Origin of the sequence: Mitsuaria sp. PDC51 (assembly GCF_900113225.1) — a bacterium.
Taxonomy (GTDB): Bacteria; Pseudomonadota; Gammaproteobacteria; order Burkholderiales; family Burkholderiaceae_C; genus Roseateles.
In genome coordinates, this window is record NZ_FOZE01000001.1 from 523,380 (window position 1) to 549,233 (window position 25,854).

The 25,854-nt window shown below is 72.5% G+C and carries 23 protein-coding genes; 5 read left to right on the top strand and 18 right to left on the bottom strand.

Annotation, left to right across the window (positions count from 1 at the left end; translation table 11 throughout):
• Positions 1-510, top strand: coding sequence for a pantetheine-phosphate adenylyltransferase (gene coaD / locus BM393_RS02350; RefSeq protein WP_175538158.1), 510 nt, complete (start codon positions 1-3; stop codon positions 508-510).
• A 4-nt stretch (positions 511-514) separates the two neighbouring features.
• Positions 515-769, top strand: a complete 255-nt coding sequence (locus tag BM393_RS02355) for a YfhL family 4Fe-4S dicluster ferredoxin (RefSeq protein ID WP_091721249.1) — start codon at positions 515-517, stop codon at positions 767-769.
• A 24-nt stretch (positions 770-793) separates the two neighbouring features.
• Here BM393_RS02355 and BM393_RS02360 read toward each other — a convergent pair whose 3' ends face one another.
• The 4 genes from BM393_RS02360 to BM393_RS02375 all read right to left on the bottom strand — a co-directional run bounded on the left by BM393_RS02360 (position 794) and on the right by BM393_RS02375 (position 4,399).
• Positions 794-1,423: a histidine phosphatase family protein gene (locus BM393_RS02360; protein ID WP_091721254.1), complete on the bottom strand. Its 630-nt coding sequence runs from the start codon at positions 1,421-1,423 to the stop codon at positions 794-796.
• Positions 1,424-1,425: 2 nt separating this feature from the next.
• Positions 1,426-2,220 carry an adenosylcobinamide-GDP ribazoletransferase gene (locus tag BM393_RS02365; protein WP_091724941.1) on the bottom strand — a complete coding sequence of 265 codons (795 nt, stop codon included), beginning with the start codon at positions 2,218-2,220 and terminating at the stop codon, positions 1,426-1,428.
• 58 nt (positions 2,221-2,278) lie between these two features.
• Positions 2,279-3,229 (bottom strand): DUF3369 domain-containing protein, encoded by a 951-nt coding sequence (locus tag BM393_RS02370; RefSeq protein WP_091721257.1) that lies wholly within the window; start codon positions 3,227-3,229, stop codon positions 2,279-2,281.
• Between the two features lie 147 nt (positions 3,230-3,376).
• Complete coding sequence (locus BM393_RS02375) at positions 3,377-4,399, bottom strand: sensor domain-containing diguanylate cyclase (RefSeq protein WP_091721260.1); 1,023 nt, start codon at positions 4,397-4,399, stop codon at positions 3,377-3,379.
• A gap of 247 nt (positions 4,400-4,646) precedes the next feature.
• Between BM393_RS02375 and BM393_RS02380 the strand changes: the two genes are divergently transcribed.
• The 3 genes from BM393_RS02380 to BM393_RS02390 all read left to right on the top strand — a co-directional run bounded on the left by BM393_RS02380 (position 4,647) and on the right by BM393_RS02390 (position 8,518).
• Positions 4,647-5,963 (top strand): MFS transporter, encoded by a 1,317-nt coding sequence (locus BM393_RS02380; protein ID WP_091721266.1) that lies wholly within the window; start codon positions 4,647-4,649, stop codon positions 5,961-5,963.
• A gap of 150 nt (positions 5,964-6,113) precedes the next feature.
• Positions 6,114-7,031, top strand: coding sequence for an amino acid ABC transporter substrate-binding protein (locus BM393_RS02385; RefSeq protein ID WP_091721270.1), 918 nt, complete (start codon positions 6,114-6,116; stop codon positions 7,029-7,031).
• Between the two features lie 134 nt (positions 7,032-7,165).
• Positions 7,166-8,518: a hypothetical protein gene (locus BM393_RS02390; protein ID WP_091721273.1), complete on the top strand. Its 1,353-nt coding sequence runs from the start codon at positions 7,166-7,168 to the stop codon at positions 8,516-8,518.
• A 140-nt stretch (positions 8,519-8,658) separates the two neighbouring features.
• On the opposite strand, the gene BM393_RS02395 is transcribed toward BM393_RS02390, so the two are convergent.
• The 14 genes from BM393_RS02395 to BM393_RS02460 form a co-directional block, all read right to left on the bottom strand.
• Positions 8,659-10,197: a PepSY domain-containing protein gene (locus BM393_RS02395; protein WP_091721276.1), complete on the bottom strand. Its 1,539-nt coding sequence runs from the start codon at positions 10,195-10,197 to the stop codon at positions 8,659-8,661.
• On the bottom strand, positions 10,194-10,463 hold the full coding sequence (locus BM393_RS02400) for a DUF3649 domain-containing protein (protein WP_091721279.1): 270 nt from the start codon (positions 10,461-10,463) through the stop codon (positions 10,194-10,196). The genes BM393_RS02395 and BM393_RS02400 overlap by 4 nt, the downstream gene beginning before the upstream one ends.
• The gene (locus BM393_RS02405; protein ID WP_217648374.1) at positions 10,453-10,869 is read right to left on the bottom strand and encodes a hypothetical protein; all 417 of its coding nucleotides are present in this window, start codon (positions 10,867-10,869) and stop codon (positions 10,453-10,455) included. The genes BM393_RS02400 and BM393_RS02405 overlap by 11 nt, the downstream gene beginning before the upstream one ends.
• 193 nt (positions 10,870-11,062) lie before the next feature.
• Positions 11,063-11,449 (bottom strand): DUF4440 domain-containing protein, encoded by a 387-nt coding sequence (locus BM393_RS02410; RefSeq protein WP_091721282.1) that lies wholly within the window; start codon positions 11,447-11,449, stop codon positions 11,063-11,065.
• A gap of 67 nt (positions 11,450-11,516) precedes the next feature.
• On the bottom strand, positions 11,517-12,560 hold the full coding sequence (gene cobT, locus BM393_RS02415; protein WP_091721287.1) for a nicotinate-nucleotide--dimethylbenzimidazole phosphoribosyltransferase: 1,044 nt from the start codon (positions 12,558-12,560) through the stop codon (positions 11,517-11,519).
• Positions 12,561-12,599: 39 nt separating this feature from the next.
• A complete protein-coding gene (locus BM393_RS02420; protein WP_254783177.1) occupies positions 12,600-14,177 on the bottom strand; it encodes a cobyric acid synthase in 1,578 nt (525 codons plus the stop codon).
• A complete protein-coding gene (locus BM393_RS02425; RefSeq protein WP_091721290.1) occupies positions 14,174-15,289 on the bottom strand; it encodes a histidinol-phosphate transaminase in 1,116 nt (371 codons plus the stop codon). Before BM393_RS02425 ends, BM393_RS02420 begins: the two co-directional genes overlap by 4 nt.
• Positions 15,286-16,278, bottom strand: coding sequence for an adenosylcobinamide-phosphate synthase CbiB (cbiB, locus tag BM393_RS02430; RefSeq protein WP_254783178.1), 993 nt, complete (start codon positions 16,276-16,278; stop codon positions 15,286-15,288). Before cbiB ends, BM393_RS02425 begins: the two co-directional genes overlap by 4 nt.
• 40 nt (positions 16,279-16,318) lie before the next feature.
• Entirely contained in the window at positions 16,319-16,888 is a 570-nt protein-coding gene (gene cobO, locus BM393_RS02435) for a cob(I)yrinic acid a,c-diamide adenosyltransferase (RefSeq protein WP_091721297.1), read from the bottom strand.
• Positions 16,889-17,041: 153 nt separating this feature from the next.
• A complete protein-coding gene (locus BM393_RS02440; RefSeq protein WP_217648375.1) occupies positions 17,042-19,120 on the bottom strand; it encodes a TonB-dependent receptor in 2,079 nt (692 codons plus the stop codon).
• A gap of 44 nt (positions 19,121-19,164) precedes the next feature.
• Entirely contained in the window at positions 19,165-23,370 is a 4,206-nt protein-coding gene (gene cobN, locus BM393_RS02445; protein ID WP_091721304.1) for a cobaltochelatase subunit CobN, read from the bottom strand.
• A complete protein-coding gene (locus BM393_RS02450) occupies positions 23,367-23,816 on the bottom strand; it encodes a DUF2149 domain-containing protein (RefSeq protein WP_091721308.1) in 450 nt (149 codons plus the stop codon). The genes cobN and BM393_RS02450 overlap by 4 nt, the downstream gene beginning before the upstream one ends.
• Positions 23,813-24,274, bottom strand: coding sequence for a hypothetical protein (locus BM393_RS02455; RefSeq protein WP_091721312.1), 462 nt, complete (start codon positions 24,272-24,274; stop codon positions 23,813-23,815). Before BM393_RS02455 ends, BM393_RS02450 begins: the two co-directional genes overlap by 4 nt.
• 7 nt (positions 24,275-24,281) lie before the next feature.
• A complete protein-coding gene (locus BM393_RS02460) occupies positions 24,282-25,823 on the bottom strand; it encodes a cobyrinate a,c-diamide synthase (RefSeq protein ID WP_091724948.1) in 1,542 nt (513 codons plus the stop codon).
• Positions 25,824-25,854: the final 31 nt, after the last annotated feature.

The window sequence follows — 25,854 nt, forward strand, 5'->3', positions numbered from 1 at the left end:
ATGACTTCGCAGACCCTGCTGACCGCCGTCTACCCCGGCACCTTCGACCCGATGACCCTCGGCCACGAGGACCTGGTGCGTCGCGCGAGCCGCCTGTTCGAGCGCCTGGTGCTGGCTGTCGCGGCCGGGCACCACAAGAAGACGATGTTCAGCGTCGAGGAACGGCTGGACATGGCCCGCGCGCTGGTGGCGCCGTATCCGAATGTCGAGGTGGTCGCCTTCAAGGGGCTGCTGCGCGACTTCGTGATGGAGAACGGCGGCAAGGTCGTGGTGCGCGGCCTGCGGGCGGTGTCGGACTTCGAATACGAATTCCAGATGGCCGGCATGAACCGGCAGCTGATGCCCGAGGTGGAAACGGTGTTCCTGACGCCGTCGGACCATTACCAGTTCATCTCCTCGACCTTCGTCCGGGAGATCGCCACGCTGGGCGGCGAAGTCTCCAAGTTCGTCTCGCCGCTGGTGCGCGAACGGCTGGAAGACCGCATCGCCAAGAACCGCATGGAGCAGTAAAGCCATGGCGTTGATGATCACGGATGAATGCATCAATTGCGATGTGTGCGAGCCCGAGTGCCCGAACCACGCGATCTCGATGGGCGAGGAGTACTACCAGATCGATCCGGGCAAGTGCACCGAATGCGTCGGCCACTTCGACGAGCCGCAGTGCGCGACGCTGTGCCCGGTCGCCTGCATCCCGGTCGATCCGGCGCACGTCGAATCGCGCGAGACCCTGATGCAGAAGTACATCCGCCTGACCCAGCAGGCCGCCTGAGCCCGCGTTGACCGGCCGCGGCGCTCAGAGCGCCCAGCGCTCGCCGTAGGCCGGCGGTCGTGGCCATTGATCGGCACGCGGCAGTGCTCCGGGATGCGCCATGGACCAGCGCCGCGCCAGCATCCAGCCACCATGGCTGACGACCAGCGCGCCGCCCGACCAGCCCGACGCGCGCGCCAGCAGCGCGACCAGCGTCTCGCCGCCTGCCGGCGCGTAGCGCGCGAAGTCCGCGACCCAGGTGTCGATCTCCGCCTTCGGGATCCCGGCCCACGGCCGGCCATCCCATTCACCGAAGTCGAGTTCCGCGAGCGCCGCATCCACCCGATGCCGCCAGCCCCAGCGCTTCAGCCATCGACCGACGTCGGCACAGCGCCGCAGCGGCGAGGTCCACACCTCATGCGGCAACCGGTGTCGCCGCGCATGGGCCTGGATGCGCCGCGCGAGGCGCTTGGCCCGGCGCCGCGCCACGGGCAGGTCGCAGCGCGCGCCGACGCACAGGCCGCTCGCGCCTTCCGGACGGGGATGCCGCCAGACAACGACGGCCCCGTCGGCGCGGGCCTGGGCATGGGAATAGGCATCGGAATAGGCATGGGCTTGCGCCTGCGCACGCGCCTGGACGCCAGCACGGGCGTTGGCGTCGACACCGCCGCCCATCGTCAGTCCACCGGGAACAGCGGCGCCAGCGCCAGGAAGGCCAGCAGCGCGCCCAGCTCCACGACCTGCTGCGTCGCGCCCAGCGTGTCGCCGGTGTAGCCGTGCAGGCGGCGCTCGAGCATCGACTGCATGTAGAAGGTCAGCCCCGCCGCCACCACCACCGCGCCCAGCATCAGCGGCACGTTCTCCGGCGTCAGCCAGGCGCCGACGGCCGTCGCCAGCACCACCAGGCCCAGCGCGATGCCCAGTCCCGGGCCGCTGATCTGCGTCGCCAGCGGCTTGGCCTTGGCATGGTCGGCATCGCCGGCATAGGGCAGCGCATGCAGCAGCCAGACCGGCGCCGCGCGCGACGCCACATGCGCCCACACGATCGCCAGCGCCGCCAGCGCCGGATCGGTGTCCGCCAGGCCCAGCAGCACCGCCGCCTTCAGGCCCAGCACCAGGATCAGCCCCAGCGCGCCATAGCTGCCGATGCGCGAGTCCTTCATGATGGCCAGCGCCTTCTCCCGCGACACCGCGCCGCCGAGCGCGTCGCAGCTGTCGGCGAGCCCGTCCTCATGGAAACCGCCGGTCAGCCAGACGCTGGCGGCCATCGCCAGCCCCACCGCCACCGTGGCCGGGAACAGCTGCATCGCGCCCCACAGCACCAGCGCCGAGCAGCCGCCCACCACCGCGCCGACCAGCGGGAAGTAGCGCGCGCACTGCTGCAGCCAGGCCGGCTCGAAGCCGACCCAGCGCGGCACCGGCACGCGGGTGAAGAACTGCAGGGCGATGAAGAAGAGGCGAAGCTGATGCATGGACACGGAACCGCGGACCCCCGGAATGCCGGGAAAGCGGCCGCGATGATAGGCCGCTTCAGCGCGCGCCATCCCGTGCCAGCAGCCCCTCGTAGGCGATCGCGACGTTGGCGCAGAAGATGTCCAGCATCTCGCGCCCTTCGTCGTCGATGGGATCCGACAGCACCATGTACAGCAGGCTCTCGTTGCCCGAGTGCGTCTGGTAGTAGCCGATGAAGCGCCCGTCCTCGAAGCGGCTCTCGCGCGTGACCAGCGCCTGGTCCAGCGCGTCGCGCACGTCGGGCGGCAGGTCGGTGAGGCGGTTGCCGGCCAGCAGCCCCTGGTACTCGGAGGTGGCGGCCAGCACCTGCAGCCGGCCCTCGGCATGCGAGGCCGCGTACATGCGGCTCGCGCACAGGCCCTGCGCCTGGTAACCCAGCATGTGGCCGACCTGCTCCAGCAGCGCCGATGCGAAGTGGCGCAGGTTGCTCGAGTCGTGGATCTGCGTGATCGCATCGATCGAGCGCCGCAGCGCCGCGCGCGACTGCGACAGGATCACGATGTCCCGGTAGGAACGCAGCGCCGAGTAGAAGACGGTGATCAGCTTGCGCTTGGTCAGCTCCGTCTTCTCCTTGTAGTCGTTGATGTCGTAGGTCTTGATGACATGCTCTTCGGGCGCCTGGCCCGGCTGTCCGGTGCGCAGCACGATGCGCACCTGCGTGTTGCGCAGCTCCTCGCGGATGAAGCGCGCGACGTCCAGCCCGGCGTGCTCCGACTCCATCACCACGTCCAGCAGGATCAGCGCGATGTCGTGGCGGTCGCGCAGCACGTCGCGCGCCTCGCTGCCGCTGTAGGCATTCAGGAACTGGAGCCGGCGCCCGGCGAACTCGAAGTCCGCCATCACCAGCTGCGTGACCTGGTGCACGGCGGGATCGTCGTCGACGATCATCACCACCCACGGATCGAGCACGCGGGTCCGGCTCTCCTCCCCCGGTTCCGGCAGCTCGTCGGCGAACACCATGTCGGTCATCGGTCCCTCCCTGCGGGCTCTTGATGTGCCGGCATTATCAGCAGCGGCCGCGACAAGGGAATGCGGACATGCACGCGGGCGCGGCGCGCCGCGTGACCGCCCGCACGGTTTCGGCGCTCGACGCGGCGCCCCGCCGCCAGCGCGCGGTCAGCAGGGCGGGTCCAGCGGCACGGGCCCGGTGCGGTCGCGGCCCTGGCGGGTGCGCTTGGCCTCGTACATCCGCATGTCGGCGCACTCCATCAGCGCCGTCGCATCGCGCCAGTCCTCCGGGCAGCGCGAGGCCCCCATGCTGGCGCGCAGCCGCAGCACGCGGTCCAGGTAGGCGAAGGGCCCCTCGACGGCCGTCTGGATGCGGTCCAGCGTGGTCGCCAGCGTCGTGGCCGAGCCCGCGTGGGTCAGCAGCACGGCGAACTCGTCGCCGCCCAGCCGCGCGACCGTGTCCGACTCCCGCGTGGCCATGGCCAGACGGCGGCTGAACTCGATCAGCGCGGCGTCGCCGGCGGCATGGCCGAGGCTGTCGTTGATGAGCTTCAGGCCGTCCATGTCCAGCAGCAGCACGGCGATCGGCGGATCGCCGCGCTCGACCTCCGCGGTCGCGTGCCGCAGCCGGTCCATGAACAGGGAGCGGTTGGCCAGGCCGGTCATGTCGTCGTGGGTGGCGCGGTGGAAGAGGTCGTCGCGGCCGTAGCGCGTGGCCCAGTACATCGCGGCGCCCAGCACCTTGGACATCAGCGAGAGCACCTCCACCTCGCGGTTGCCGAAGTTACGGGTGCGGGCGGAGAAGGCCTTGAGCACGCCCACCGGCGTGCCCTGGTGCGACAGCGGCAGCACGACCATCGAGCGCAGGCCGACGCGGCGGCAGGCCTCGAGGTCGACCCGGCTGTCGGATTCGACGTCCTCGCAGATCAGCGGGATGCCCTGGCGCAGGCAGGTGCCGGAGAGGCTGCCGTCGCGCCGCACCCGCACGCCCAGCTGGTGGGAGGCGGCGCCCGCGACGGCGCGGTAGACCAGGTCCTCGCCCTCGGCCAGTTCGATCGCGGCGCCGTCGGCGTCGACGAGCTCCAGCGTGCCGTGGACCGACAGCGACATCACGCCCGCCAGGTCCAGTCCCAGCTGGGCGACCTGGCTGTGGATCTCGATGATGCGGAGAAGCGCTTCCCGGCTCGGCATCGAACGCCCCGAAGAGAACCGCTCCCTGGCCCTGCCGGCCGCCGCGCGCGCACTGTCGTGCGTCGATGCGCGGCACCACCTTGCCGGCGTGGCGCCAGTCTAGACCTCGTGCCGCCGCGATTCATCCCCTGTTTCTGGTGAAAAGGGGGTTGACGTCCGCCCGCCCGCGGCAATCTCCGGATGCCGGCGATGTCTTTACGCCATGTCTTTACGCAGTCGGGACAGGCGGTGCGCAGAATCGCGCCCCATGCCTGACCACCAATCCGCTCCCGCCGGCACACCCGCCGCGACATCCACGGCGACATCCACGGCCCCACCCGCCGCGATGCAGCCCTTCACGCCCTACCAGCGCCTGGCCGCCGGCCTGATGGCGCTGCTGCAATTCGCCGTCGTGCTGGACTTCATGATCATGTCCCCGCTGGGCGTGATGATCATGCCGGCACTGCGGATGAGCGCCGGCGAGTTCGGCACGGCCGTCTCGGCCTACGCCTTCAGCGCCGGCATCGCCGGCCTGCTGACCGCCGGCTTCGCCGACCGCTTCGACCGCAAGCGGCTGCTGCTGTTCTTCTTCGGCGGCTTCCTGCTGGGCACGCTGTGGTGCGGGCTGGCCACCAGCTTCGTGTCGCTGCTGGCGGCGCGCATCGTCACCGGCCTGTTCGGCGGCGTCATCGGCTCCATCGTCATGGCCATCACCGCCGACCTGTTCCCGCCCGCGCAGCGCGGCCGCGTGATGGGCCTGCTGCAGGGCGGCTTCGCGGCCAGCCAGGTGCTGGGGCTGCCGTTCTCGATCTTCCTGGCCTCGCGCTTCGACTGGCATGCGCCGTTCATCGCGATCGTGCTGTTCGGGCTGCTCGCCGCGCTGGTGATCGCGACCCGGCTGCAGCCGGTCAATGCGCACCTCGGCGCGGCCGGCACCGGCCGGCACAGCGCCGGGCGGCACCTGCTGCAGACGGTGCGGGTGTCGCGCCAGCAGCTGGCCTTCGCGCTGACCGCGCTGCTGACGACGGGCGGCTTCATGCTGATGCCCTTCGCCAGCGCCTTCGTGGTGCACAACGTCGGCATCCCGCTGGACCACCTGCCGGTGATCTACCTGGTGACCGGCCTGTGCACGCTGGTGTTCTCGCCGCTGATCGGCCGCATGGCCGACCGCGTCGGCACGATGCCGGTGTTCTACGCCGGCTGCGCCATCACCATCGCCACCGTCGCGGTCTACACCCACCTGGGCCCGTCGCCGCTGTGGCTGCTGATCCTGGTGAACGTGGTGATGTTCGTGGGCATCTTCTCGCGCATGATCCCGGCCCAGGCGACCCTCGCCGGCGTGCCCGCGCCGGAGCAGCGCGGCTCGTTCAACGCGATCAATTCGGCGCTGCAGCAGCTCGCCGGCGGGGTGGCCTCGCTGGTGGCGGGCCACATCGTCCACATCGGGCCGGACGGCCACGTCCAGGACTTCGGCCAGGTGGGCTACGTCGTGATCGGATCGACGCTGGTGGCCGCGCTGCTGATGCGCCAGCTGGTGCGCGGCCAGCCGGCAGGCGGCGCGCCCTTGACGGCGCCTTCACGGTGAGTCCGGTTATCGACCCGTGATTGATTTCACGGAAGGGTTCGGCTTGCGCCTGGGCGGTAGGGAACCGGTGGTCGAGCGGCGGTGGCTGGTGACGCTTCGGTGAGGACGTATCCCTAGAATTCAGGGTTTTCACCGACCCGAACTTCGACCATGTCCTCCGCGATCCGGCGCCTGAGCGGCGTCCTTGTCATGTCCGCCGCCGCGCTGACGTCGCTGTCGGCCACCGCCGCCGGCTCCACCATCGACACGATGGCCCGCATCAAGGAGACCCGCACGATCACGCTGGGCGTGCGCGAGACGTCCCGTCCGTTCTCCTTCGTCAACGAGCAGAAGCAGGGCCAGGGCTACACCGTCGAGCTGTGCCTGGCGGCCGTCGACGAGATCAAGAAGGAACTCAAGCTGCCCGAGCTGAAGGTCGAGTACGTCGTCGTCTCGGGCGCCGACCGCATCCCCAAGCTGCAGAAGGGCGACATCGACCTGGAGTGCGGCTCCACGACCAACACCAAGGCGCGGCAGGAGCAGGTCGACTTCAGCTACACCGTCTTCGTCGCCGGCATGCGGGTGCTGCTGCCCAACGGCACCCGGGTCGAGACGACCAAGGACCTGGACGGCATGACGATCGCGCTGACCAAGGGCACGACGTCGGAGAAGCTGTTCAACCAGCTGAACAAGTCGGGCGAAGCCAAGATGCAGCTGGTGCAGTACGCCAGCAACGGCGACGCCTTCAAGGCGCTGCGCGAGGGCAAGGCCCGCGCGTTCGCGCAGGACGACGCGCTGCTGCTGGGCCTGACCTCGAAGGAGAAGGCGCAGGACAGCCTGAGCCTGGGCGGCATGGCGTTCTCGGTCGAGCCCTACGGGATCATGATGCGCAAGGGCGACACCCGCCTCGGCTCGATCGTGGACCGCGTGCTGAGCCGCATCTACGCCAGCGGCGAGATCGACCAGCTCTACGCCAAGTGGTTCCAGACCTCGTCGCTGTCGATCCCGATGAACCGCCTGACCCGCGACGGCTTCAAGCGTCCCAACAAGGAAGCCGGCGTGGCGATGCTGCTGGGTTACTCCATCTGATCCGCGAGCGTCGCTCGAGGAACTCCGGCGGGCCTGAGGGCCCGCTTTGCATTTCTGGCACTCCCTAGGGCTGGGGAGAGGCGGACGGACGCATCGCCGTGACACTGCGCGCTCCTCATTGCCGCAGGATCGTCATGCGCCTGGATGCCTTCCGCCGTTGCCTGATGTCGTGGATGTCGCGGGTGCCGCCGACGTCGTCGATGCCGTCGATGCGGTCGATGCCGCTGTTGTCATTGGTGGGCCTGATGCTCCTCGTGCTCGCCTCGCCCGCCCGCGCGTACGACGCCCCGACCGGCTGGACGATGCGCGTGGTCGATGACGGGCTGCTGCAGCAGCCGGCCGACCTGCCGCCGGGCAAGGTGATGCAGTTGTGGGCGGCGCCGCCGCTGGAGGTCGGACGCGCCCAGGGCCTGGACGCCTTCGCGCGCATCCGTGAGCCGCTGCGCGGGCTGGGCGCGAGCGGCCAGCCCGCCTGCCGCGCGCCCGAGACGTTGACCGCCGGCGTCGTGGTGCAGAGCTGCGTGGTGACGGTGGCGGGCGCCGCCGTCGAGACCCAGGTCTACATGCGCCCGCCGCGCGACGGCAAGGTCGAATGGCTGCGCATCGCGTTTTCGCAGGAGGAGGCGCTGCTGCAGCGCTACGGCGACGGCCTGAAGTCCATCACGGGCAAGTCCAACGAGCTGTGGTCGACGCTGCGCGCGCTGGCCGGTGACGACCGCCGCCGGCGCGAGGAGGCGGAGCGCAGCGCCACGCTGGAGCGCCGCGCCGCCGCCGAGCGCGCGATCCGGGCCGCGCCGGGCAAGGGCGTCGCGGACAAGGACATCGCCTTCCTGCTCTGGACCTGGTACCAGCCCAGCGGCGAGAGCCTGGTCGAGCACGTGCACCTGCTGCTCAAGGACGGCACCGGCTACCAACGGCTGGACCTGCCGCCCGACGAGCTCGACATGGCCGGCGCGCGCCGCTTCCAGCCCGAGCGCGTCATCCAATGGCGCCGCCAGGGCAGCGAGTGGCAGATCCGCGACCACGACGACAAGGACTGGCGCACGGTGCAGGGCCGGCCGGCGCAGCCCGCCGAGGCGGGGCAGCGCGTGGACGGCACCTTCACCCACTCGTGGTACTCGATCCTGGGCGGCAGCAGCTCGCAGAACCGCTTCCACTTCCATGGCGACGGCCAGTTCGAGCAGAGCGGCCGCGCGGTGTTCGGCACCGGCTCGATGGCCGCCGCGGCCGGCGTGACCGGCATGGCGACGACGTCCTACTCGCGCGGCGGCAGCACGGGGACCTCGTCGGTGAGCGCCGTCGGCGCCGGCGCCGGCGGCGGGACGACGCAGCGCCGCAACGGGGCCGATTTCACCGGACGTTACCGGCTCGAGCGCTGGGCCATGGTCGTCGAGCGCGACAACGGCGAGCAGCAGCGCGTGCTGTTCGCCTTCAGCGGCCCGGAGCGGCGGTCGGTGTTCATCAAGGACACGGGCTACTCGAAGTAGCCCGGCCGTCGGCTGCCGGAAGCCGGCCCCGGCCCCGGCCCGGCCCGGCCCTCACGCCGATGCCGATGCCGATGCCGATGCCGATGCCGATGCCGATGCCGATGCCGGTCGCGCGCTCATGCGCTCATGCGCTCATGCGCTCATGCGCCGAGCGCCCATACGCTGTGCGGCGCGCCGTTGCGGGCGCGATGCCGCGTCGCGCGGGCCAGCAGGAGCAGCAGCGCGGCGCCGAGCAGCGCCGTCAGGTCGACGGTCCACAGCAGCAGGTCGCCGCGCAGCAGGCGCGGGCCGAGCATCGCGGCGTCGGCCAGCGCGATGCAGCCGGTGAGCGCCGCGGCGGCGACGCACAGCTCGAAGGCTGCCTTCGGCAGCGGGCGGACCAGCGTCCAGAGCACGCACAGGCCCAGCACCGCGAAGTAGACCGGCTGCACCGCGTCGGCGAAACGGTCCGGCCCCAGCACCCGGGTGCCGACGAACAGCGCCGAGATGCCCGCGATGCAGCCCAGCGCCACGCCCAGCGTCAGCCGCGCCATCACGCTGGCGCGGCGCGGCTGTGCCGCCTGCCGGTGCTTGCGGCGCGATTCGACCCACAGCAGGTTGCCGCTGTAGAAGAGGAAGGCGCCGGCGAGCGCGAGCACGAAGTACACCCAGCGCAGCGCCAGTCCGCCGAAGTCGCCGTAATGCAGGGTCTGCAAGCCGCGCAGCAGGGCGGTGCCGCTGCCGTAGCTCGTGGGCCGCTGGACCGGATGCAGCAGCGCGCCAGTAGTGCCGGACAGCTCCACGCGCGTGGCCCCGCTGAGGTGGCGTTCGTGCACGACGCCGTCGGCTTCCACCTGCGCGGCGGCGTCGCCGTGATGGCGGATGTGCAGGCGTTCGACTTCCAGTCCGGGCGCCGCCCGGGTGGCCGCGGCGACCAGTTGCTCCACGTTCAGCGGCGATGCCGGCGTGCCGCTGGCCTGGACCGGCCGCGAGAAGCCGGCCTGCGGGCCGATCAGCGCCAGCAGCTTGCCCTCGAAGACCAGGAACTGGAACGGCGCCAGCAGCAGCGTGCCGATGCACAGCACCGCGCCGCTCCAGGCGAAGACGATGTGGAAAGGCAGGGAGAGCAGCCCGACGGCGTTGTGCGCGTCCTGCCAGAGCCGCTTCAGGTTGCGGCCCCAGCGCAGCGCGAAGAGATCGCGCGCCAGCACCGGCAGGTAGATCACCAGCCCGCTGACCAGCGCCAGGCCGTAGAGCAGCGACACCACGCCCATCGTGTAGGTGCCCCAGGCGCCGGGAATGCCGACGGTGTAGTGCAGGCGGTAGATGAACTCGCCGAGCTCGCCGCGCTCCCGCTGCTCGCGGGGCTGGCCATCGGCGCCGAGCTCGAACGACCGCCAGGTCTTCGTCGAGGGATCCTGGCCGTAGGCGCGCAGGCCGTGGCCGTCGTGGGGCAGCTGCAGGCGGATGTCGGCGGCCATCTTCGGCGCCTGCGCGAGCACGCCGTTCAGCAGCCGCTGCGCGTCGGCCAGCGTGGGCGGCGGGCCGGCCGGGGGCTCGGCGGCGGCGGACCATTCCTCGATCTCGTGATGGAACAGCGTCAGCGCGCCGGCGTAGAAGGCGATGAACAGCAGCAGGCCGGCGGCGATGCCGATGCCGCTGTGCACCGAGAGCCAGGTCTTGAGGGTCTTGGCGTTCATGCGATGCGCACCCAGCCGATGAACTTGAGTCCGTGGATCGCCGCGAAGCACAGCGCGGTGATCGCGGTCATGACGATCCAGGCGCGCGTCGCGCTGCGCAGCTGGAAGGGCAGGGCCAGCGCGCCGACCCAGATCGGGCAGGCGCAGACCAGCAGCACCAGCGTGTGGTCGCGCAGCGGGCCGGGCCACAGCAGCGCGGCCAGGCCCACCACGCCGACGGTCAGCGGCAGGCCGAGCAGGCCGGCTGCCAGGGATCTAGCCCACATCGCTGCCTCCCTGGGCGTGGACGCGCCACGCGTTGACGAAAGGCAGGGCGACCGCGCCGAGCATCGCGGCGCTGAGCGCGACCGAGAACGCGGCGGTGACGCCGAGCGCGGGGACGGCCAGCACCGTGGCGACCACGAGCAGCGCGAGCGCGGCGAAGCGCCAGCCGCGCGGCCGCGCGCTGCGGGGCCAGAGGCGCTGGTGGCTGCTGGCGCGGTAGAGCGCGATCGCGGCGGCCAGGCCGACGACCGAGGCCAGCACGGCCGCCGCGTCCGGCGCGGCGAGCAGGGAATGAGGGAGGGAAAGGGGATCGGCGAGCGCGGTGTCGGCGGCGGCCCACGCGGACGTGCCGGCGAACAGGCTCAGCGCCAGCGCCCGCGAGGGGCGCGCCAGGGGCGGTCGGGACATGAGGAGCGGTCCTTGTGACAGGCGACGGCTGGCTCACTCATGTTGGCTGGCGGGGCTGGCGATTATTCCATCGCGTCGGGGGAGGTCCGCAATCTCCCTGCGGCCGGCGTGTCGCGCGCGGAAGTTGGCGTCGTCACGAGCCTTCGGGCTTTGCCGCCTCGGGGTCTCGCGGCCTCGCGGCCAAGTGGCGCCCTTACCAGGGCTGCGCCGCCGGCGTGCCCTGGTGGTAGCGCATCTGCCAGCCGTCGGCGGTCTTCAGCCACAGCGAGGACCGCAGCGTGTGGTGGACCAGCGTCCCGTCCTCCTGGCGATGCGCCGAGCGGTAGGTCAGCAGCGCCGCTTCCGGCGAGATCGGCGCGAGGCGGAAGTCGTCGGGCACGACCTTGGGCGGCTCATGGTCGTCGGCCAGCCACGCGATGATCGTCGGCCGGTCGTACTGGCGACCGGAGCGGCCGACCTCGTGGAAGTCGGGATGCAGCAGCTGAGAGAGCCGCTCGGCGCTGCAGCGCACGCCGGGGTGGTGCAGCTCGACCTCCAGCGCGCGGAGGGTGTCGAGCAGGGAGCGGTCGGTATCGGGCATGGGCGTCAGGCGTCAGGCGGGATGCGGAGAGGCGAGGATACCGGCCGCGCCGCTCAGGCCCTGTCGCTCACGCCTTGTCACTCACCCCCGCCGAGTCGAAGCTCGCCATCTCGTCGAGCAGGCGGCAGGCCGATGCCAGCAGCGGCCAGGCCAGCGCCGCGCCGGAGCCCTCGCCCAGGCGCAGGCCCAGGTCCAGCAGCGGCTCGGCCTGCAGCGTGTCCAGCATCAGCCGATGGCCCTGTTCGTTGGAGCGGTGCGCGAAGACGCAGCGCTCCAGCACCGCCGGCTGCAGCGCCGAGGCCACCAGCACCGCCGCACCGGTGATGAAGCCGTCCACCACGATCACCCGGCGCTCCTGCGCCGCCTGCAGCACCGCGCCGACCATCATCGCGATCTCCAGGCCGCCCAGCGCGGCCAGCGCGGCCAGCGGCTCGGTCGCGCGCGGATGCTTGTCCAGGGCGCGCGTCAGCACCTCCAGCTTGTGGCGCAGCTGCGCGTCGTCCAGGCCCGTGCCGCGACCGACGCAGGCCGCCAGCGCATGCCCGCCCAGCCGCGACAGCAGCAGCGCCGCCGACGAGGTGTTGCCGATGCCCATCTCGCCCAGCAGCAGCACATTGCCCGGGCGCTTCTGCAGCAGCGTCTTGCCCGCCGCGATCGCGGTGGCGCATTCGTCCATCGTCATCGCCGGGCCGTCCAGCATGTCGCGGCTGCCCATGCCGATCTTCGCGATCAGCAGGCCCGGCCGGGGCTCGAAGACATGGCGCACGCCGGCATCGACGATGCTCAGCTGCAGCCCGTGCTGGCGCGCCAGCACCGACACCGCCGCGCCGCCCGCCAGGAAGTTCTCCACCATCTGCCAGGTCACGTCCGGCGGGTAGGCCGAGATGCCGTGCGCCGCCAGCCCGTGGTCGGCCGCGAAGACCATCAGCTGCGGATCGACCAGCCGCGGCTGCTCCGTGCCCAGGATCAGCCCCAGGCGCAGCATCAGCGCCTCCAGCCGGCCCAGCGAGCCCAGCGGCTTGGTCTTGCGGTCGATGCGGTGGCGCAGCGCCGCGGCCAGCGCGTCGTCGTGCAGCGAAGGGATCGCGGGGATCAGGTCTTGCGTGGTCATGCGGACTTCTTGTGACGTCAAGGAAGAGGGGTGCGTCGCTCAGCGTGAGGCCGCGGGCGACGGCGTCGACGGGAGCGACGAGGGCGATGAGGCGGGAGGCGTCGACGACAGCAGCCCCGCCAGCGCGCCGGGTTCGAAGTGGCGATCGACGTAGTCGGCCAGTTCGTCGAAGACGCGGTCGAGCGGGCGGACCGGCCGGTCGAACAGCGCGGTCAGGACCCGCTCGTCCTCGAAGAGGCCGTGCAGGTAATGGCCGAGCACCGGTCCGTGCTGCCAGCCGACCGGTTCGCCGAGGTCGTCGAACAGCACCGGCCGCGCCTCGGGGAGGGCCGGGTGTTGCGCGGTGCGGCCGTGATGGATCTCGTAGCCGCGCGCCGGCTGTCCGCCAAGCGCCGACCACGGCGCCGCCAGCGCCGGCGCGAAGCGGCAGCGGCTCTCGCGCAGCAGCTTGTCGCGCTCGAACAGCGTCACCAGCGGCAGCAGGCCCAGGCCCGGGGCGTTGCCGTCCAGGCCATGCGGGTCGACCAGCGCCTCGCCCAGCATCTGCAGGCCGCCGCAGATGCCCAGCACCGGCCGGCCGGCCGCCGCGTGCGCCGAGATCGCCACGTCCAGCCGCTGCGCGCGCAGCCAGGCCAGGTCCGCGGCCACCGCCTTCGAGCCCGGCAGCACGATCCAGTCCACGCCGTCGAGCTCGGCCGGCGAGCGGGCCCAGCTCAGCCGCACGTCGGCCAGGTTGCGCAGCGGCTGGAACTCGTCCAGGTTGGACAGGCGCGGATAAACGACCACCGCGATGCGCAGCGCGCGGCCGCCGCCGGTGCCGCCGGTGCCGCCGGTGGCGCGGTCGTCGAAGACGCCGTCCTCCTCCGGCAGCCCGTGGCCGCGCCACATCGGCAGCGTCGCGAGCGTCGGGACGCCCGTCACCTGCGCCAGCATCTCCGGCCCCGGCGACAGCAGCGACGCATCGCCGCGGAAGCGGTTCAGCACGAAGCCGCGGATCAGCGCGCGCTCCTCGGCCGGCAGCAGCTGGTGCGTGCCGTACAGGTGCGCGAAGGCGCCGCCGCGGTCGATGTCGGTCACCAGCAGGCAGGCCGCGCCGGCCTCGCGGGCGGTACGCATGTTGACGTAGTCGCTGCTGTGCAGGTTGATCTCGGCGGGCGAGCCGGCGCCTTCGATGACGACCACGTCGTTCTCGTCCAGCAGCGCGTGCAGCGCGCCGCGCGCGCGGACCCAGAGCGCCTCGCTGCGCTCGCGCCAGGGCGCGCGGCTCAGCGCCTCGTCGACCTCGCCCAGCACCACCACCTGCGAGGCTGTGTCCTTCTCCGGCTTGAGCAGCACCGGATTCATGCGCACCTCGGGCCGGGCGCAGGCGGCCAGCGCCTGGAAGTACTGCGCGGCGCCGATCTCGCCCTGCCGACCGCCGAGGCCGGGCACGACGCGCGCGTTGTTGCTCATGTTCTGCGCCTTGTACGGCGCGACGCGCAGCCCCTGGCGCGCATACCAGCGGCACAGCGCCGTGGTGAGGAAGCTCTTGCCGGCGCCGCTGGTGGTGCCCAGCACCATGACCGCGCGGCCGCGGCCGGTGGTCGCGCGGGGGCGGTCGTTGTCGCCGCCGCTCATTGCGTGGTCTCCACTGGCACGGTCGTGTCGAACGCGCCATGCACCGACGGCGCCGCGGGCAGCGCCCGATGCCCGCCGAAGGTCTGCATCGCCGCCGCCAGCGCGTCGACGGCTTCCGGCGCCTGCACCGACACCCGCACCAGGCCCGGCAGGCCGAAGGAGCTGGCGTCGCGGAGCTTGATCCCCAGCGCCCGCAGGCCTTCGAGCAGCGGCTCGGGCGTCGCCAGCCAGGGCGCCGGCAGCGCCGCGAGCCAGAAGTTGGCGACGCCGCCGTCGATCTGGTCGAAGCCCAGCGCCGCCATCCGGTCCCATTGCGCGGCGCGCCACTCGCGCAGCAGCGGCAGCGAGGCCTCGAGCTCGTCGCGGATCGCCGGCGTGGTCCAGGCCTCGAGCAGCGCCTGGCCCTCGGCCGACAGCACCCAGCTGGGCGCCAGTTCCGCGACGCGGTCGACCCAGAGGCCGTCGCGCGGCCCGAGCAGGTAGGCGCCGCGCACGCCGGTCATGCCCAGCGCCTTGTTGGGACAGACCAGGCGCCAGGCGCCGTCGGCGATCGCCTGCGGCAGCGCGCAGCCGCCCCCCAGGCGCAGCGCGCCGTAGGCCTGGTCGACGACGAGCTGCGAGCCGCTGTGGCCGAGCGCGAGCGCGACGGCGGTCCATTCGGCCGCGCCGAAGCTGGCGCCGGTGGGATTGTTGGGATCGCAGACCCAGACCAGCGACGGCAGGGTCAGCGTGTCGGCGAGCTGGAAGGCGTCCTCGTAGCCGCACACCTGCAGGCCGAGAGCATGCGCGGCGGCGGCGTAGTCGCCGAAGCCGGGCTGCGGCACGCACACGCGGGTCACGCCGGACAGCATCGCGGCCAGCGTCAGGCGGCGGATTGCCTCCGAGCCGCCGGAGGCCGGCAGCACGCGGTCGGCGTCGACGCCGTGCCAGTCGCCCAGGCGCGCGCGCAGCGCCGCGTAGGCGGGATCGGGATACCGCAGCCGGTCCGCGCGCAGCACCGCGTCGAGCGCGGCCGGCGGCGGGCCGAGCGGATGGGCGTTGGTGGAGAAGTCGTGGCGCACGGGCGGGCCGGCGTCGGTGCCGCCGTGCAGCGGCAGGGGGAAGCGGCTCATCGCGGGCCTCCGAGGATCAGGGCCAGGCCGAGGCCCGGCGCGAACGCGCCGCGCAGCGCCGCGGCGCCGAGCGCCAGCAGCGCCGCCAGGCCCAGCAGCGCGCCGGCCGCGAGGCGCTGTGCGGCGCCGATGTCGCCGGCGACCACGGGCGTGCCGGACGGGTTCAGGGTGTAGTGGCCGGGTTTGCTCAGCAGCCGGTCGAGCCGCAAGGCCATCGCGCCCATCGGCCAGCCGCCGTTGGGCGAGGGCGTGCGGGCGGCTTCGCGCCGCAGGGACGCGAGCAGCGCCGGCCGCAGCGCGATGAGGGCCAGGCCGGTCAGCCGCGCGGGGATCCAGGACAGCAGGTCGTCGGCGCGCGCGGCCCATTTGCCGGCCCATTCCCAGCGACCGCGATAACCCCACATCGCATCGGCGGTGTTGGCGAAGCGGTAGGCGGCCGCGCCGGGCAGTCCAGCGACCATGAACCAGAACAGCGGCGCCACGACCGAATCGTTGAGGTTCTCGGCCAGCGTCTCGATGGCGGTCTCGCGCACCTGCACCGGCGAGAGCGCGCGCGTGTCGCGGCTGACGAGGCGGGACAGGCGCGCGCGGCCGTCGTCGAGCGAGCGCGCCAGCGCGGTCTCGACGGCGCCGACCTCGTCGCGCAGCATGCGCCAGGCCAGCATCGGCTTGAGCGCGAGTCCCACCAGCAGCGCCGCGGCGCCCAGGCGCCAGCCGCCGAGCCACGGTTCCAGGCCCGCGATGATGGTGTGCTCGATGGCCCAGGCGGTGAGGGCGGCGAGGAGAAGGCCGATCGTCCAGGCGAGTGCGCCGCCGAGGAAGGCGGCCTTGGCCGACATCGCGCACAGCCGGTCGCCGAAGAGCGCCAGGAAGCGGCCCATGCCGACGACGGGATGCACGGCGGCCGGTGGCTCGCCGAACCAGCGGTCGACCAGCAGGGCGATCGGGATCGCGAGAGCGAGCAGCCAGGGCATGGGAAGCGTGGACATCTTGGCGCGGGCGGGCGAAATCAGGCGCGCAGCTTAGCCGTCAATCCTCGATGCCCCGCTGGGCGGGGACACCGGCCTTGAAGTGATGCTTGACCATCGTCATTTCGGTGACGGTGTCGGCCAGGTCGATCAGCTCCTGCGGCGCGCCGCGACCGGTCAGGCAGACATGCACATGGGGCGGCCGCTCGCGCAGCGCCTGCAGGACCGGCTCCAGCGGCAGCCAGCCGTAGCGCAGCGGATACATGATCTCGTCCAGCACGACCAGGAAGTGCTCGCCGCCCAGGATGGTCGCCTTCGCGCGCTCCCAGCCGTCGCGCGCCAGCTGCGCGGAGTGATCCAGGTCCTTGCTCTTCCACGAGAAGCCGTCGCCGAGTCCCTCGATCGGCACGCCGATCTGCTCGAACAGCCGGTGCTCGCCGAAGCGCGCGCTCGGCACCTTCATGAACTGGTAGATGTGGACCCGCTTGCCGCGGCCATGCGCCCGCAGCGCCAGGCCGAAGGCGGCCGTGCTCTTGCCCTTGCCGTTGCCGGTGTGGACCAGCACCAGGCCGCGGCGCTCGCCGCTGGGGATGATGCGTTCGCGGTCGACGGGCAGTTGTTCGATTTCCATGTCGTGCTCCGAAAGAGAGAGACCGTGACCCCACTCCCGCTTGCCGGAAACGAGGTCATCGACGATTGACTCGGTGAACCCCCTCTCCCGCTTGCGGGAGAGGGAAGGGGTGAGGGCCAGCGGTGGTGGAAGGGCGGAGGACTCCTCAAGCGATCAGATCCGCGCCCGCAGGCTGAGGCGGAAGGTGCGCGGCTCCATCGGATGGACGAGCCGGCCGTCGATCCCCGCACCGCCATTGCAGCCCGCGCCTTCGGCCCGCGTGCAGGCGGCGCCCCAATACTCGATGTCGTTGGCCTTCGTGTTGAAGACGTTCAGCACATCCAGCCCCACCTGCCAGCGCTCGCTGACCTGGTACCCGAGCCGCCAGTTGGCGGTGAACACCGCCTTGGACTGCTGCGTGCCGGTCTCCTCGAGCGCATAGGCTCCCAGGTAGCGCAGCTTGACGCCGCTGGACCAGCGTCCCGCCGGCGCCCAGTTGGCCGACAGCGAGGCCGAGACCGGCACCGCATTGGGCACGCGCCGGCCGCTGCCGAATTCATTCGAGGTCGCTTCGACGAAGCGCGCCCGCGACCAGGCGAGGTCCGCGTCGATCAGCCAGTCGCGGCCGACCTGCACGTCGTTGGACCACTCCAGGCCGAGTCGCCGCGACGCGCCGCGTGCCTCGGTCACGCCCTCGTCGCCGACGAAGACCAGCTCCGACGCCAGCCGGGCCTGCCACAGCGCCAGGCTGGTGGTCCAGCCCGACGCCGGCCGGGTGCGCAGTCCCAGCTCGGTGCTCTGCGTGCGGGCCAGCAGCGGCAGCGTGTCGGCCGGGCTGCCGTCGGCAGGATTGGTCGTGGTCGTCGCGCCGCGCGCGTCGTTGGAGCGGAAGGCGCGGGCCCAGTGCAGGTAGAGCTCGGTGTCCGAGGCGACCCGCGCGATCAGGCCCAGCTTCGGGCTGAACTGCGACTGGCTCGCCTTGCCGCCATTGCCGAGGTTGAATTCGCCGCCGGTGGGCGTGACCGTCGCCCGCATCGTGTCCCAGCGCGCGCCGACGGTGCTGCGCAGCCAGCCGGTCCAGCGGCTGCCCCATTCGACGAAGGCGCCGGCGTTGTCCTGCGTGACGCGGTCCTCGCGCACGGTGTGCGTGCGGACCCGGCCGACGGTGTCGTACAGCCCGAGCGTGCCGATCCGGTCATGGCGCCATTGCAGGCCCCAGGTCAGCGTCTGGTCGGCGGGCAGCCAGGCGGCCGGCAACTGGTGCTTGAGCGATCCGCCCCAGAGCCGGCGGTGGTCCGCCTGCTCGTGCTGATCGCCGTCCGGGCCGTTGATGAAACCCGACGGCGCGGAGAACAGGTTGAGCGCGTAATCGATCACCCAGGCCTGCGCGGTCCACTGGCCGCCGCCCTGGTTGTAGGCGAGCGCGCCGCTCAGGCTGTGGCGGTGGGTGCGGCCGCCGTCGTCGGGCGAGAGCGTGCCGTAGCGGCCGATCTCGCCGCTGTCGATGGCGCGCTCGGGCACGTGCTCGCTGGCGCGCCAGCCGGCGCTGTAGCTCAGCAGGTCGACCTGCGCGCCGTTGCGCTCGTCGCCGCGCGTCAGCCGCAGCACCGCGTTGCGGCGGTGCAGGTCCTCGGGCTGGTCCCAGGGGCCGTCGTACCGGCTGCCCTCGACGGCACCCAGCAGCGTCCAGCCGCCGCCCGCCCGCGCGCTGCCGGCGGCCAGCGCGCGCTGGTAGCCGTAGGGGCCGGCGGTGAGCTGCGCATAGGGGCGCTCGATCTCGCCCAGGTAGCCGATGCGCGAGGCGCCGGTGGTGGCGAAGTCGCCGTCCTCGGCGGCGAAGGCGCCCTTGCGGTAGCGCAGGCTCTCGACCAGCTCGGGGATCAGGAAGTTCAGGTCCATGTAGCCCTGGCCGTGCGCGTGGCTGGCCATGTTCACCGGCATGCCCAGGACGAAGGTCGCGAAGTCGCTGCCGTGGTCGAGGTTGTAGCCGCGCAGGAAGTACTGGTTGGCCTTGCCGTCGCCGCTGTGCTGGGTGACGGTCATGCCGGGCATCGCCTCCAGCAGCTCGGCCGGGCGCAGCAGCGGGCGCAGCGCCAGGCGCTCGACGCCGACCTCGCCCTCGGAGGCGCTGCCCGCTTCGCCGAGCTGCGCGCGGCTGCTGATGCGGACGGTGTCCAGCGTGCCCGATGGGTCGGCCTGCGCGGCGGCGCCCGTCGCCGTTGTTGCGATCGCGATGGCGATGGCAATGGCCACGGCGGTCGGGCGATGTGCCCGCAGTGTGTGGGAGTCGTTGGCGTTCATGCAGTCCCCTGTGGGCTCAAGTTGTTGTCGTTGTTCGTCGCCCGTCGCGCCTGCCACATCGCGCCGGCGCTCATCAGCAGCGCCATCGCGACCCACGCGAGCGCCTGCTCGAGCGAGCGCTGCGTCGCCGCACGCGGCTCGGGCTTCGGCGCGTCGGGCACGCGCTGCAGCGCGAGGCCGCGCACGGTCGGCACTGGCGGCGTCGGCGGCACGGCCGCGGGGGCGCGCTCGGGCGCCTTCGCCGCGGGGCGAGGCGCGGCCGCCGGCGCGACCGGCAGCGCGGGCACCGCCTGCGGCAGTTGATCCGCCGTCCAGCGCCGCACGGCCGCCAGCTCGTTGCTCAGCGGCGCGTCCTTCGTGAGCTCGCGGTACAGCGCGGCGAGCCCCTGCTTCGTCTGCGCGTCCGGCTGCCAGTAGCCCATGCGCTCGGCCTGCACCAGCCGCTCCAGCGCCTGCGCGTAGGCCTGCGGGTTCTGCTTGAGCCACGCGGGCACGCCGATCTGGTGCTTGTCCTTCACCAGCACGTCGTAGAAGCTCTGCCAGTGGTCGGCGCGCACCGTGCCCGGCGCGATGCTCTGCCAGCCGAAGCTGTACTGCACCGCCTTGAGCACCTGCAGCGCGCCCGCCCAGCCCTCGGCCTGCTGCGCCTTCAGCCAGCCGGGATGCAGGTAGCGGCTCTGCATCTCCAGTGCGATCGCCTGTGTGGCGGTCTCGGTGTGCGCCTCGGCGGCGTCCTGCAGCTGGCTCACGTGCAGGGCCAGGCCCTTCGTGTTGCCGGCGACCCGCGCGGCCGCGGCCAGCCCGCCGAGGTACTGGAACGGATCGTCGCTGCTGACCATCGCGTAGAGGTGGCTGCTGCGCGACATCAGCGCCGCGTCGGTGTGACGCAGGTGCGCGCCCAGCGCCTGGCGCGCCTGCCCCGCGGGCACGGCGAGCGGCTCGCCGTCGACATAGGGTTGGCTCATCGTCGAGAGGAACAGCTGGCCCAGTCGCGGATCGGGTCGGCCATCGCCGCCCTGCAGGCCGTTGTCCTGCACCGCGTCGGCGATGCCGGTGCCGTAGTCGCCGGCCGGGTTGCCGAAGACGCGGGCCTGCGCCAGCGTCCGCGCCTGCGCCGCCGGCACGCCGGCCTGGCGCAGCTCGGCCGCGATGACGCGGTTGTTGGCGGCGATGGCGTTGTCCGCCTCGGCCTCGCCGGCCGCGGCGACCGCCTGGTCCACCAGCTTCATCAGCGCCGGGAACTGGTCGCGGTAGGAGCCGGTGATCGACAGCAGCACGTCCACCCGAGGCCGGCCCAGCTCGGCGAGGCTCAGCAGCCGGATCGAGGTCGGACGGCCGGTGGCGTCCCACACCGGCGTCGCGCCCAGCGCCACCAGCGCCTGCGCCTCCATCACGCCCTGATGGCGCAAGGTCTCGCCGGCCCACAGCGACAGCGCCAGCCGCGTCGGCGCCGCGCCGGCCCGGGCCTGCTCCTCGTACCAGCGCTTGAACAGCGCCTGCGCCGCCTCGAAGGCCTGGCGCGTGGGCAGCCGCGCGGGGTCGAGGCCGGTGAGGTTGCGGCCGGTCGGCAGGCTCTCCGGATTGCGCAGCAGGTCGCCGCCGTAGGCCGCGGGGATGAAGCGGCCATCGAGCGCGCGCAGCAGGCCGGGCATCTCGCCTTCGGTCGACAGCCGCGCGGCCATCTCCTGCGCCCGCAGCGCGAGCTGGTACAGCGCCGCCTGGTCGATCGGCTTGCGCGCCGCGCGGTTGGGCACGAAGCCGTCGCCGCAGGTCACCGGCAGCGCGTGCGCGGCGCTGGCGCTGCCCGCCGGTGTCGACGCCGCAGCCGACGCCGCGTGTTTCGCCTCGGCCGCCACGGCCGATGCCGCCGATGCCGCCGCCGGCGTGCCGACGGCCACGCAGGCGGAGGGCCGCAGGTCGAGCTGGCTCGCCGCCTGCGCGTCCTTGAGCGCGACATCGAGCCAGCGGGCCGGTCGCGCCTTCGCGACGCCCTCGTGGTTGATGAGGAAGGCCTCGTCGATGTCCTCGCCCAGCGCCTCGATCAAGGGCACGCGCAGCAGCTGCAGGATCGAGCCGCGGCGCTGGTCCTCGTCGGGGACCACGCCGAAGACCGCCAGCCCCTTGGGCTGCGAGCTCTGCGCCAGGCGGTCCAGGTAGGGATGCAGCAGCTCCAGGAAGCCGCTGAAGTCGGCCGCGATCCGCTCGGCGCTCCAGCCCAGGTCGCGGTGCAGGTTGTGCTCGACGAACTGCTGCAGCATGCGGCGCTCCAGCCCCTGGCGCGTCGGGCCGGGATCGACCGTCTCCCACTCGTGCATCAGCTCATGCATGTGGGCCATGCCCGCGTTGAAGCCCGCCGGCGCGAAGCTCGGCGTGCGGTGGCTCACCATCAGCGCGCGGCCGCGGCGCTTGGCCGTGAGCGCCTCGCCGAGGTTGTCGACGATGTAGGGATAGATCACCGGCGTGTCGCCCAGCGGCAGCCAGACCGGGTCCCACACGTCGGGACCGCGCAGCTTGCCCGGCGCCCACTCCTGCGTGCCGTGCGTGCCGAAATGGAGGATCGCGTCGGCCTGCCGCGCCCACAGGTAGGTGGCGAGGTAGTGATGCGACAGCGGCGTGCGGCTGCGATGCATGAAAGGATCCTGGCCGTTGCGCAGGGTCTCCTCGCGCGGCGGCTGCGGCAGCACGGTCAGCGCGCCGAGCTTCAGGCGCGGGATGACGAAGACCGGCTCGCCGCGCTGCCGCACGACATAGCGGCTGCTCGCGGGCGGGCCCCACTTGGCGACGATGGGATCGCGCACCGCGGCGGGCAGCGCGTCGAACCAGGCGGTGTAGCGCGCGAGCGGCAAGGCTTCGGCCTGGTCGGCGTCGAGCAGGGCCTGCAGGTCGGTGCCGGGGTAGTAGGCCGAGAGCAGCGGCTTGAGGCCGGCGATCCAGTCCGCCTCCGCCTTCGGCGTGACGGCGTAGCCGGCGTCCTTCAGCCCCTCGCTGACGCGCGCGAGGCTGCGCGGCACGTTGAGGAAGGACGCGCCGAAGTTGCTGCCGCCGGGCGGATAGTTGTAGACGAAGGCCACCAGTCGCTTGTCGGCGTTGGCCCGGGTCTGCAGCGCGATCCAGCGCGCGGCCTTGCCGGCGACGCTGGCGGCCTGGCGGTCGATGAGTTCAGGCTCGCCGCGTTTCGGATGGGCGACCACGACGACCGGATCGATCAGGCCCGCCGCCTCCGGCTGCGCGAAGTAGAACGGAATGTCGGCTTGCGAGAGGCCGGTCTCGCTGCCTTCCCAGGCCGCGGCCTGGTCCTGCCGGTAGGGCTGCGTCTGCAGCACCGGCACGCCCCAGCGCTCGAAGGTGGGCTGCAGGCTGGCGCCCTGCGGCAGCAGGCTGTGGTTGACGATCACGCGGGCCTGGACCTGGCCGTCGCGCTCCAGCAGCGCCGACAGCGGCTGGTCGCTGAGCTGGCCGCTGAAGGCGGCGTAGGCGAGCAGGCCGCGCTCGCGGAACATCGCGAGCCAGCGGTCCAGCCAGGCGGTGTTGCCTTGGACGAAGTGGTAGCGGTGCAGCAGCAGCGCCACGGGCTCGCCGCGCAGGCCCTGCTGCGCGGCCCAGGCGCGGAACTCGGCGGCGTCGGCGAAGAGCCGCGGCGCGCCGGGGTAGTGGATGCCGCGCTGCGGGATCAACTGCGGTGGGCCGAGGTCGGGTGCGGGCGCGCCCGCGAGCTGCGCCCGCGCGAGCGCGAAGGCGGTGCGCGTGTTGCTCGGTCCGCCGGCCTGCAGGTAGGCGCGCAGGCTGCGGTCGCTAGGGGTGGGTTCGCCGGCGGGGATCCACAGCACCTGCGCCTCCGGCTTGCCGACGCGCCGCAGCGCGGCATCGACGATCGGGCGCAGCCGCGCCTCGGCGGTCGCATGCGGGATGTCGACCCAGACCAGCGCGGCCTCGCGCAGCGCGCGGTCGAGCGCGGGATCCTGCTCGATGGGCGCGCCGCGCAGCGGGTATTCGATCTGCCGGACTGCGAAGCCGGCGGCCTTTCCCTCGCGCTCGAGCAGCGCATGCTTGGCCGCGGGCGTGATGTCGACGCTGAGGAAGAGCACCGGGGTGCCCGCGGCCGCGCTGCCCGCGGTCGCGGGCGCGCACGACGCCGCCGCGCAGAAGCTCAGGGCCGCGGCCGCGGCCGCGAGGCAGCGGGCCAGCAGGGCGCGGACGCTCATGGCTGAGGCGTTCCGGCCGTCGTCGGCGCGGGGGCCGCCGCGGCGCCGCGACCGCCGCCCGCAGCAGGGCCCGTGGGACCGGCCGGCGTGGCCGCGGGCGAGCCGCCCGGCGTTCCGGCCGCGCCAGCCTCACCGGCTTCGGGCACGTAGATGATGGAGCCGTCCTTCATCTTGTAGGCGACGCCGGCGCGCTCCCCCTGGCCTTCGGCGCTGCCGCCGTTGCCGCGGTACTTGATCTCCTGCCCGTCCTTGCGGACGACGATCTCCATGCCCGGTTGACCGGGGTTGCGGATCACCGTTTCGTTCGCATGCGATTGCTGCTGCAGCGCGACCGCCGTCAGCAGCGCGACGACCAGCACCAGGAACACGTCCACCAGGTTCACCGCGGACAGCATCGGGTCGTCGTCCTCCTCGGCGAGGATGGACAGGCGGCGGCCGGTGCTCATGCCCAGCCCTGTTCGGTCTTGATCGCCAGCAGCTCGGCCAGCAGCCAGCGGCGGCGGATCGAGTACACGACCAGCGCGATCGCCGCCGCGGCCAGCGCGAGCACGACGCCCGAGAAGGCCGAGCTGAACACCGCCAGCGCCTGCTGGCCCTGGCCGGCCGCGACGCTCTGCAGCGCCGGGCCCAGCGGGACCATGGTCGCGATCAGGCCCAGCAGCGGGGCGACGCGGCCCAGCAGGCGCGGTGCCTCCAGGCGACGCACGACCTGCAGCTCCAGCGTCTCGAGCGAGCTGCCGGCCGGCACCTGCAGCAGCCGGTAGCCGGGACGGCGCCGCTGCACGGCTTCCATCAGCGTGGCGCCGGCGCTCCACAGCGCATAGACGAAGCCCAGGGCGACGAGGATCAGCACCGGCCACAGCAGGGCCTGCGCGATGTGGGCGAATCCGGATTCGAGCAGCATGGGGAACTCAGTTCGTGGCAAGAGGATGGGGGTGGGCGGGGGCCGCCTCGGCGGTGGCGGCGGTCGTGGCAGCGGCCGCGGTGGCGCCGCCGAAGAACGCGGCGACCGCGGCCGGGTTCGAAGGGAAGTAGTGATGCACGTAGCTCGCGCGCAGCGAGCCCGCGATGTAGAGCGCCTCGGCCGCGCGACCCGCGTTGGGATTGCGCGCGGTGGCCACCGGCGACCACGGCGTCGCCATCGTCGAGTAGTGGAAGGTGTGTCCCCGCAACTCGCCCTCCGGCCAGTCGAGCGACTGCAAGCCCAGCGCAGCCAGCCGCTTCTGCATCGAGGCACGGCCCGGCATCAGGCCCGCCATCGGATGGGCTACGCCGTCGGCATCGGCCAGCTCATCCAGCAGCACCAGCATCCCGCCGCATTCGGCGAGCAGCGGCTTGCCCGCCGCCAGGTGCGCGGCCAGGTCGCTGAAGAAGCCAGCATGCGCACGCAGCGCCGCGGCGTGCAGCTCGGGGTAACCGCCCGGCAGCCACACGGCCTCGCACGCGGGCAAGGGCTCGCCGGCGATCGGGCTGAACGTCAGGACCTCCGCGCCAAGCGCGCGAAGGAGGTCGAGATTGGCGGGGTAGATGAAGGAGAAACACGCGTCGCTCGCCACGGCGATGCGTCGGCCGGTGAGCGGCAGTCCGGGCTGCACGGGATCGAGCGACGGACAGGCAACCGGGGGCCCCTTTTCTCCATCTCCTACCTTTGCTTGCCTACCGGCAAGCAAATTCCTCCCTTGAGTTCCGAAAAGGGGCCCCCGGTCGCCCGTCCCACCACCATCGAGGACTTCGCCGGTCAACGTGGCAGGCGCGTGGGCCGGTGCGGCGACGGGCAGGGATGTCGATGTGCGGGCGGCAGCCGCGGGGGCAGCCAGGACGGTGCCTGCGTCCCAGGCATCGGCCCAGGTGTCCAGTTGCGCGTCGATGTCGGGGAGCTCCAGCGCCTGCACCAGGCCCAGGTGGCGCTCGGGGAGCGAGAGCGACGCGTCGCGCTTGAGCGCGGCAATCAGCGGCAGGTCGGCAGGCAGGGACTCGCCGACCATGCGCGCGTGCGCGTCGCTGCCCACCCGGTTGGCGATCACGCCCACGACCTGGATGTCGTCGCGGAAGCGCGCCAGGCCCGTGGCCAGCGCGCCGAAGGTCTGCGCCATCGCGGAGGCATCCATCACCGCGATCACCGGCAGGCCGAAGGCCGCCGCCAGGTCCGCGCTGCTGGGCTTGCCGTCGAACAGGCCCATCACGCCCTCGACCAGTACCAGGTCCGATTCGCGCGACGCCTGCGCCAGCAACTCGCGGCAGTGCGCCTCGCCGCCCATGAAGAGGTCGAGCTGGTAGACGGTGTGGCCGCTGGCGCGGGCGAGCACCATCGGGTCCAGGTAGTCCGGGCCGGTCTTGAAGACGCGCACGCGCAGGCCGCGCCGGCGCGCCGAGCGCGCAATGGCCGCAGTGACGCTGGTCTTGCCCTGGCCAGAAGCCGGCGCGCTGATCAGGAAGGCGGGGCAGTCGGTCATCGCGGCATCGGCTCCGTCGTTGTCGCGTCGT

Coding starts and splice junctions, on each gene's coding strand:
- coaD (WP_175538158.1), top strand. CDS start 1: ATGACTTCGCAGACCCTGCTGACCGCCGTCTACCCCGGCACCTTCGAC.
- BM393_RS02355 (WP_091721249.1), top strand. CDS start 515: ATGGCGTTGATGATCACGGATGAATGCATCAATTGCGATGTGTGCGAG.
- BM393_RS02360 (WP_091721254.1), bottom strand. CDS start 1,423: ATGGGCGGCGGTGTCGACGCCAACGCCCGTGCTGGCGTCCAGGCGCGT.
- BM393_RS02365 (WP_091724941.1), bottom strand. CDS start 2,220: ATGCATCAGCTTCGCCTCTTCTTCATCGCCCTGCAGTTCTTCACCCGC.
- BM393_RS02370 (WP_091721257.1), bottom strand. CDS start 3,229: ATGACCGACATGGTGTTCGCCGACGAGCTGCCGGAACCGGGGGAGGAG.
- BM393_RS02375 (WP_091721260.1), bottom strand. CDS start 4,399: ATGCCGAGCCGGGAAGCGCTTCTCCGCATCATCGAGATCCACAGCCAG.
- BM393_RS02380 (WP_091721266.1), top strand. CDS start 4,647: ATGCCTGACCACCAATCCGCTCCCGCCGGCACACCCGCCGCGACATCC.
- BM393_RS02385 (WP_091721270.1), top strand. CDS start 6,114: ATGTCCTCCGCGATCCGGCGCCTGAGCGGCGTCCTTGTCATGTCCGCC.
- BM393_RS02390 (WP_091721273.1), top strand. CDS start 7,166: ATGCGCCTGGATGCCTTCCGCCGTTGCCTGATGTCGTGGATGTCGCGG.
- BM393_RS02395 (WP_091721276.1), bottom strand. CDS start 10,197: ATGAACGCCAAGACCCTCAAGACCTGGCTCTCGGTGCACAGCGGCATC.
- BM393_RS02400 (WP_091721279.1), bottom strand. CDS start 10,463: ATGTGGGCTAGATCCCTGGCAGCCGGCCTGCTCGGCCTGCCGCTGACC.
- BM393_RS02405 (WP_217648374.1), bottom strand. CDS start 10,869: ATGTCCCGACCGCCCCTGGCGCGCCCCTCGCGGGCGCTGGCGCTGAGC.
- BM393_RS02410 (WP_091721282.1), bottom strand. CDS start 11,449: ATGCCCGATACCGACCGCTCCCTGCTCGACACCCTCCGCGCGCTGGAG.
- cobT (WP_091721287.1), bottom strand. CDS start 12,560: ATGACCACGCAAGACCTGATCCCCGCGATCCCTTCGCTGCACGACGAC.
- BM393_RS02420 (WP_254783177.1), bottom strand. CDS start 14,177: ATGAGCGGCGGCGACAACGACCGCCCCCGCGCGACCACCGGCCGCGGC.
- BM393_RS02425 (WP_091721290.1), bottom strand. CDS start 15,289: ATGAGCCGCTTCCCCCTGCCGCTGCACGGCGGCACCGACGCCGGCCCG.
- cbiB (WP_254783178.1), bottom strand. CDS start 16,278: ATGTCCACGCTTCCCATGCCCTGGCTGCTCGCTCTCGCGATCCCGATC.
- cobO (WP_091721297.1), bottom strand. CDS start 16,888: ATGGAAATCGAACAACTGCCCGTCGACCGCGAACGCATCATCCCCAGC.
- cobN (WP_091721304.1), bottom strand. CDS start 23,370: ATGAGCGTCCGCGCCCTGCTGGCCCGCTGCCTCGCGGCCGCGGCCGCG.
- BM393_RS02450 (WP_091721308.1), bottom strand. CDS start 23,816: ATGAGCACCGGCCGCCGCCTGTCCATCCTCGCCGAGGAGGACGACGAC.
- BM393_RS02455 (WP_091721312.1), bottom strand. CDS start 24,274: ATGCTGCTCGAATCCGGATTCGCCCACATCGCGCAGGCCCTGCTGTGG.
- BM393_RS02460 (WP_091724948.1), bottom strand. CDS start 25,823: ATGACCGACTGCCCCGCCTTCCTGATCAGCGCGCCGGCTTCTGGCCAG.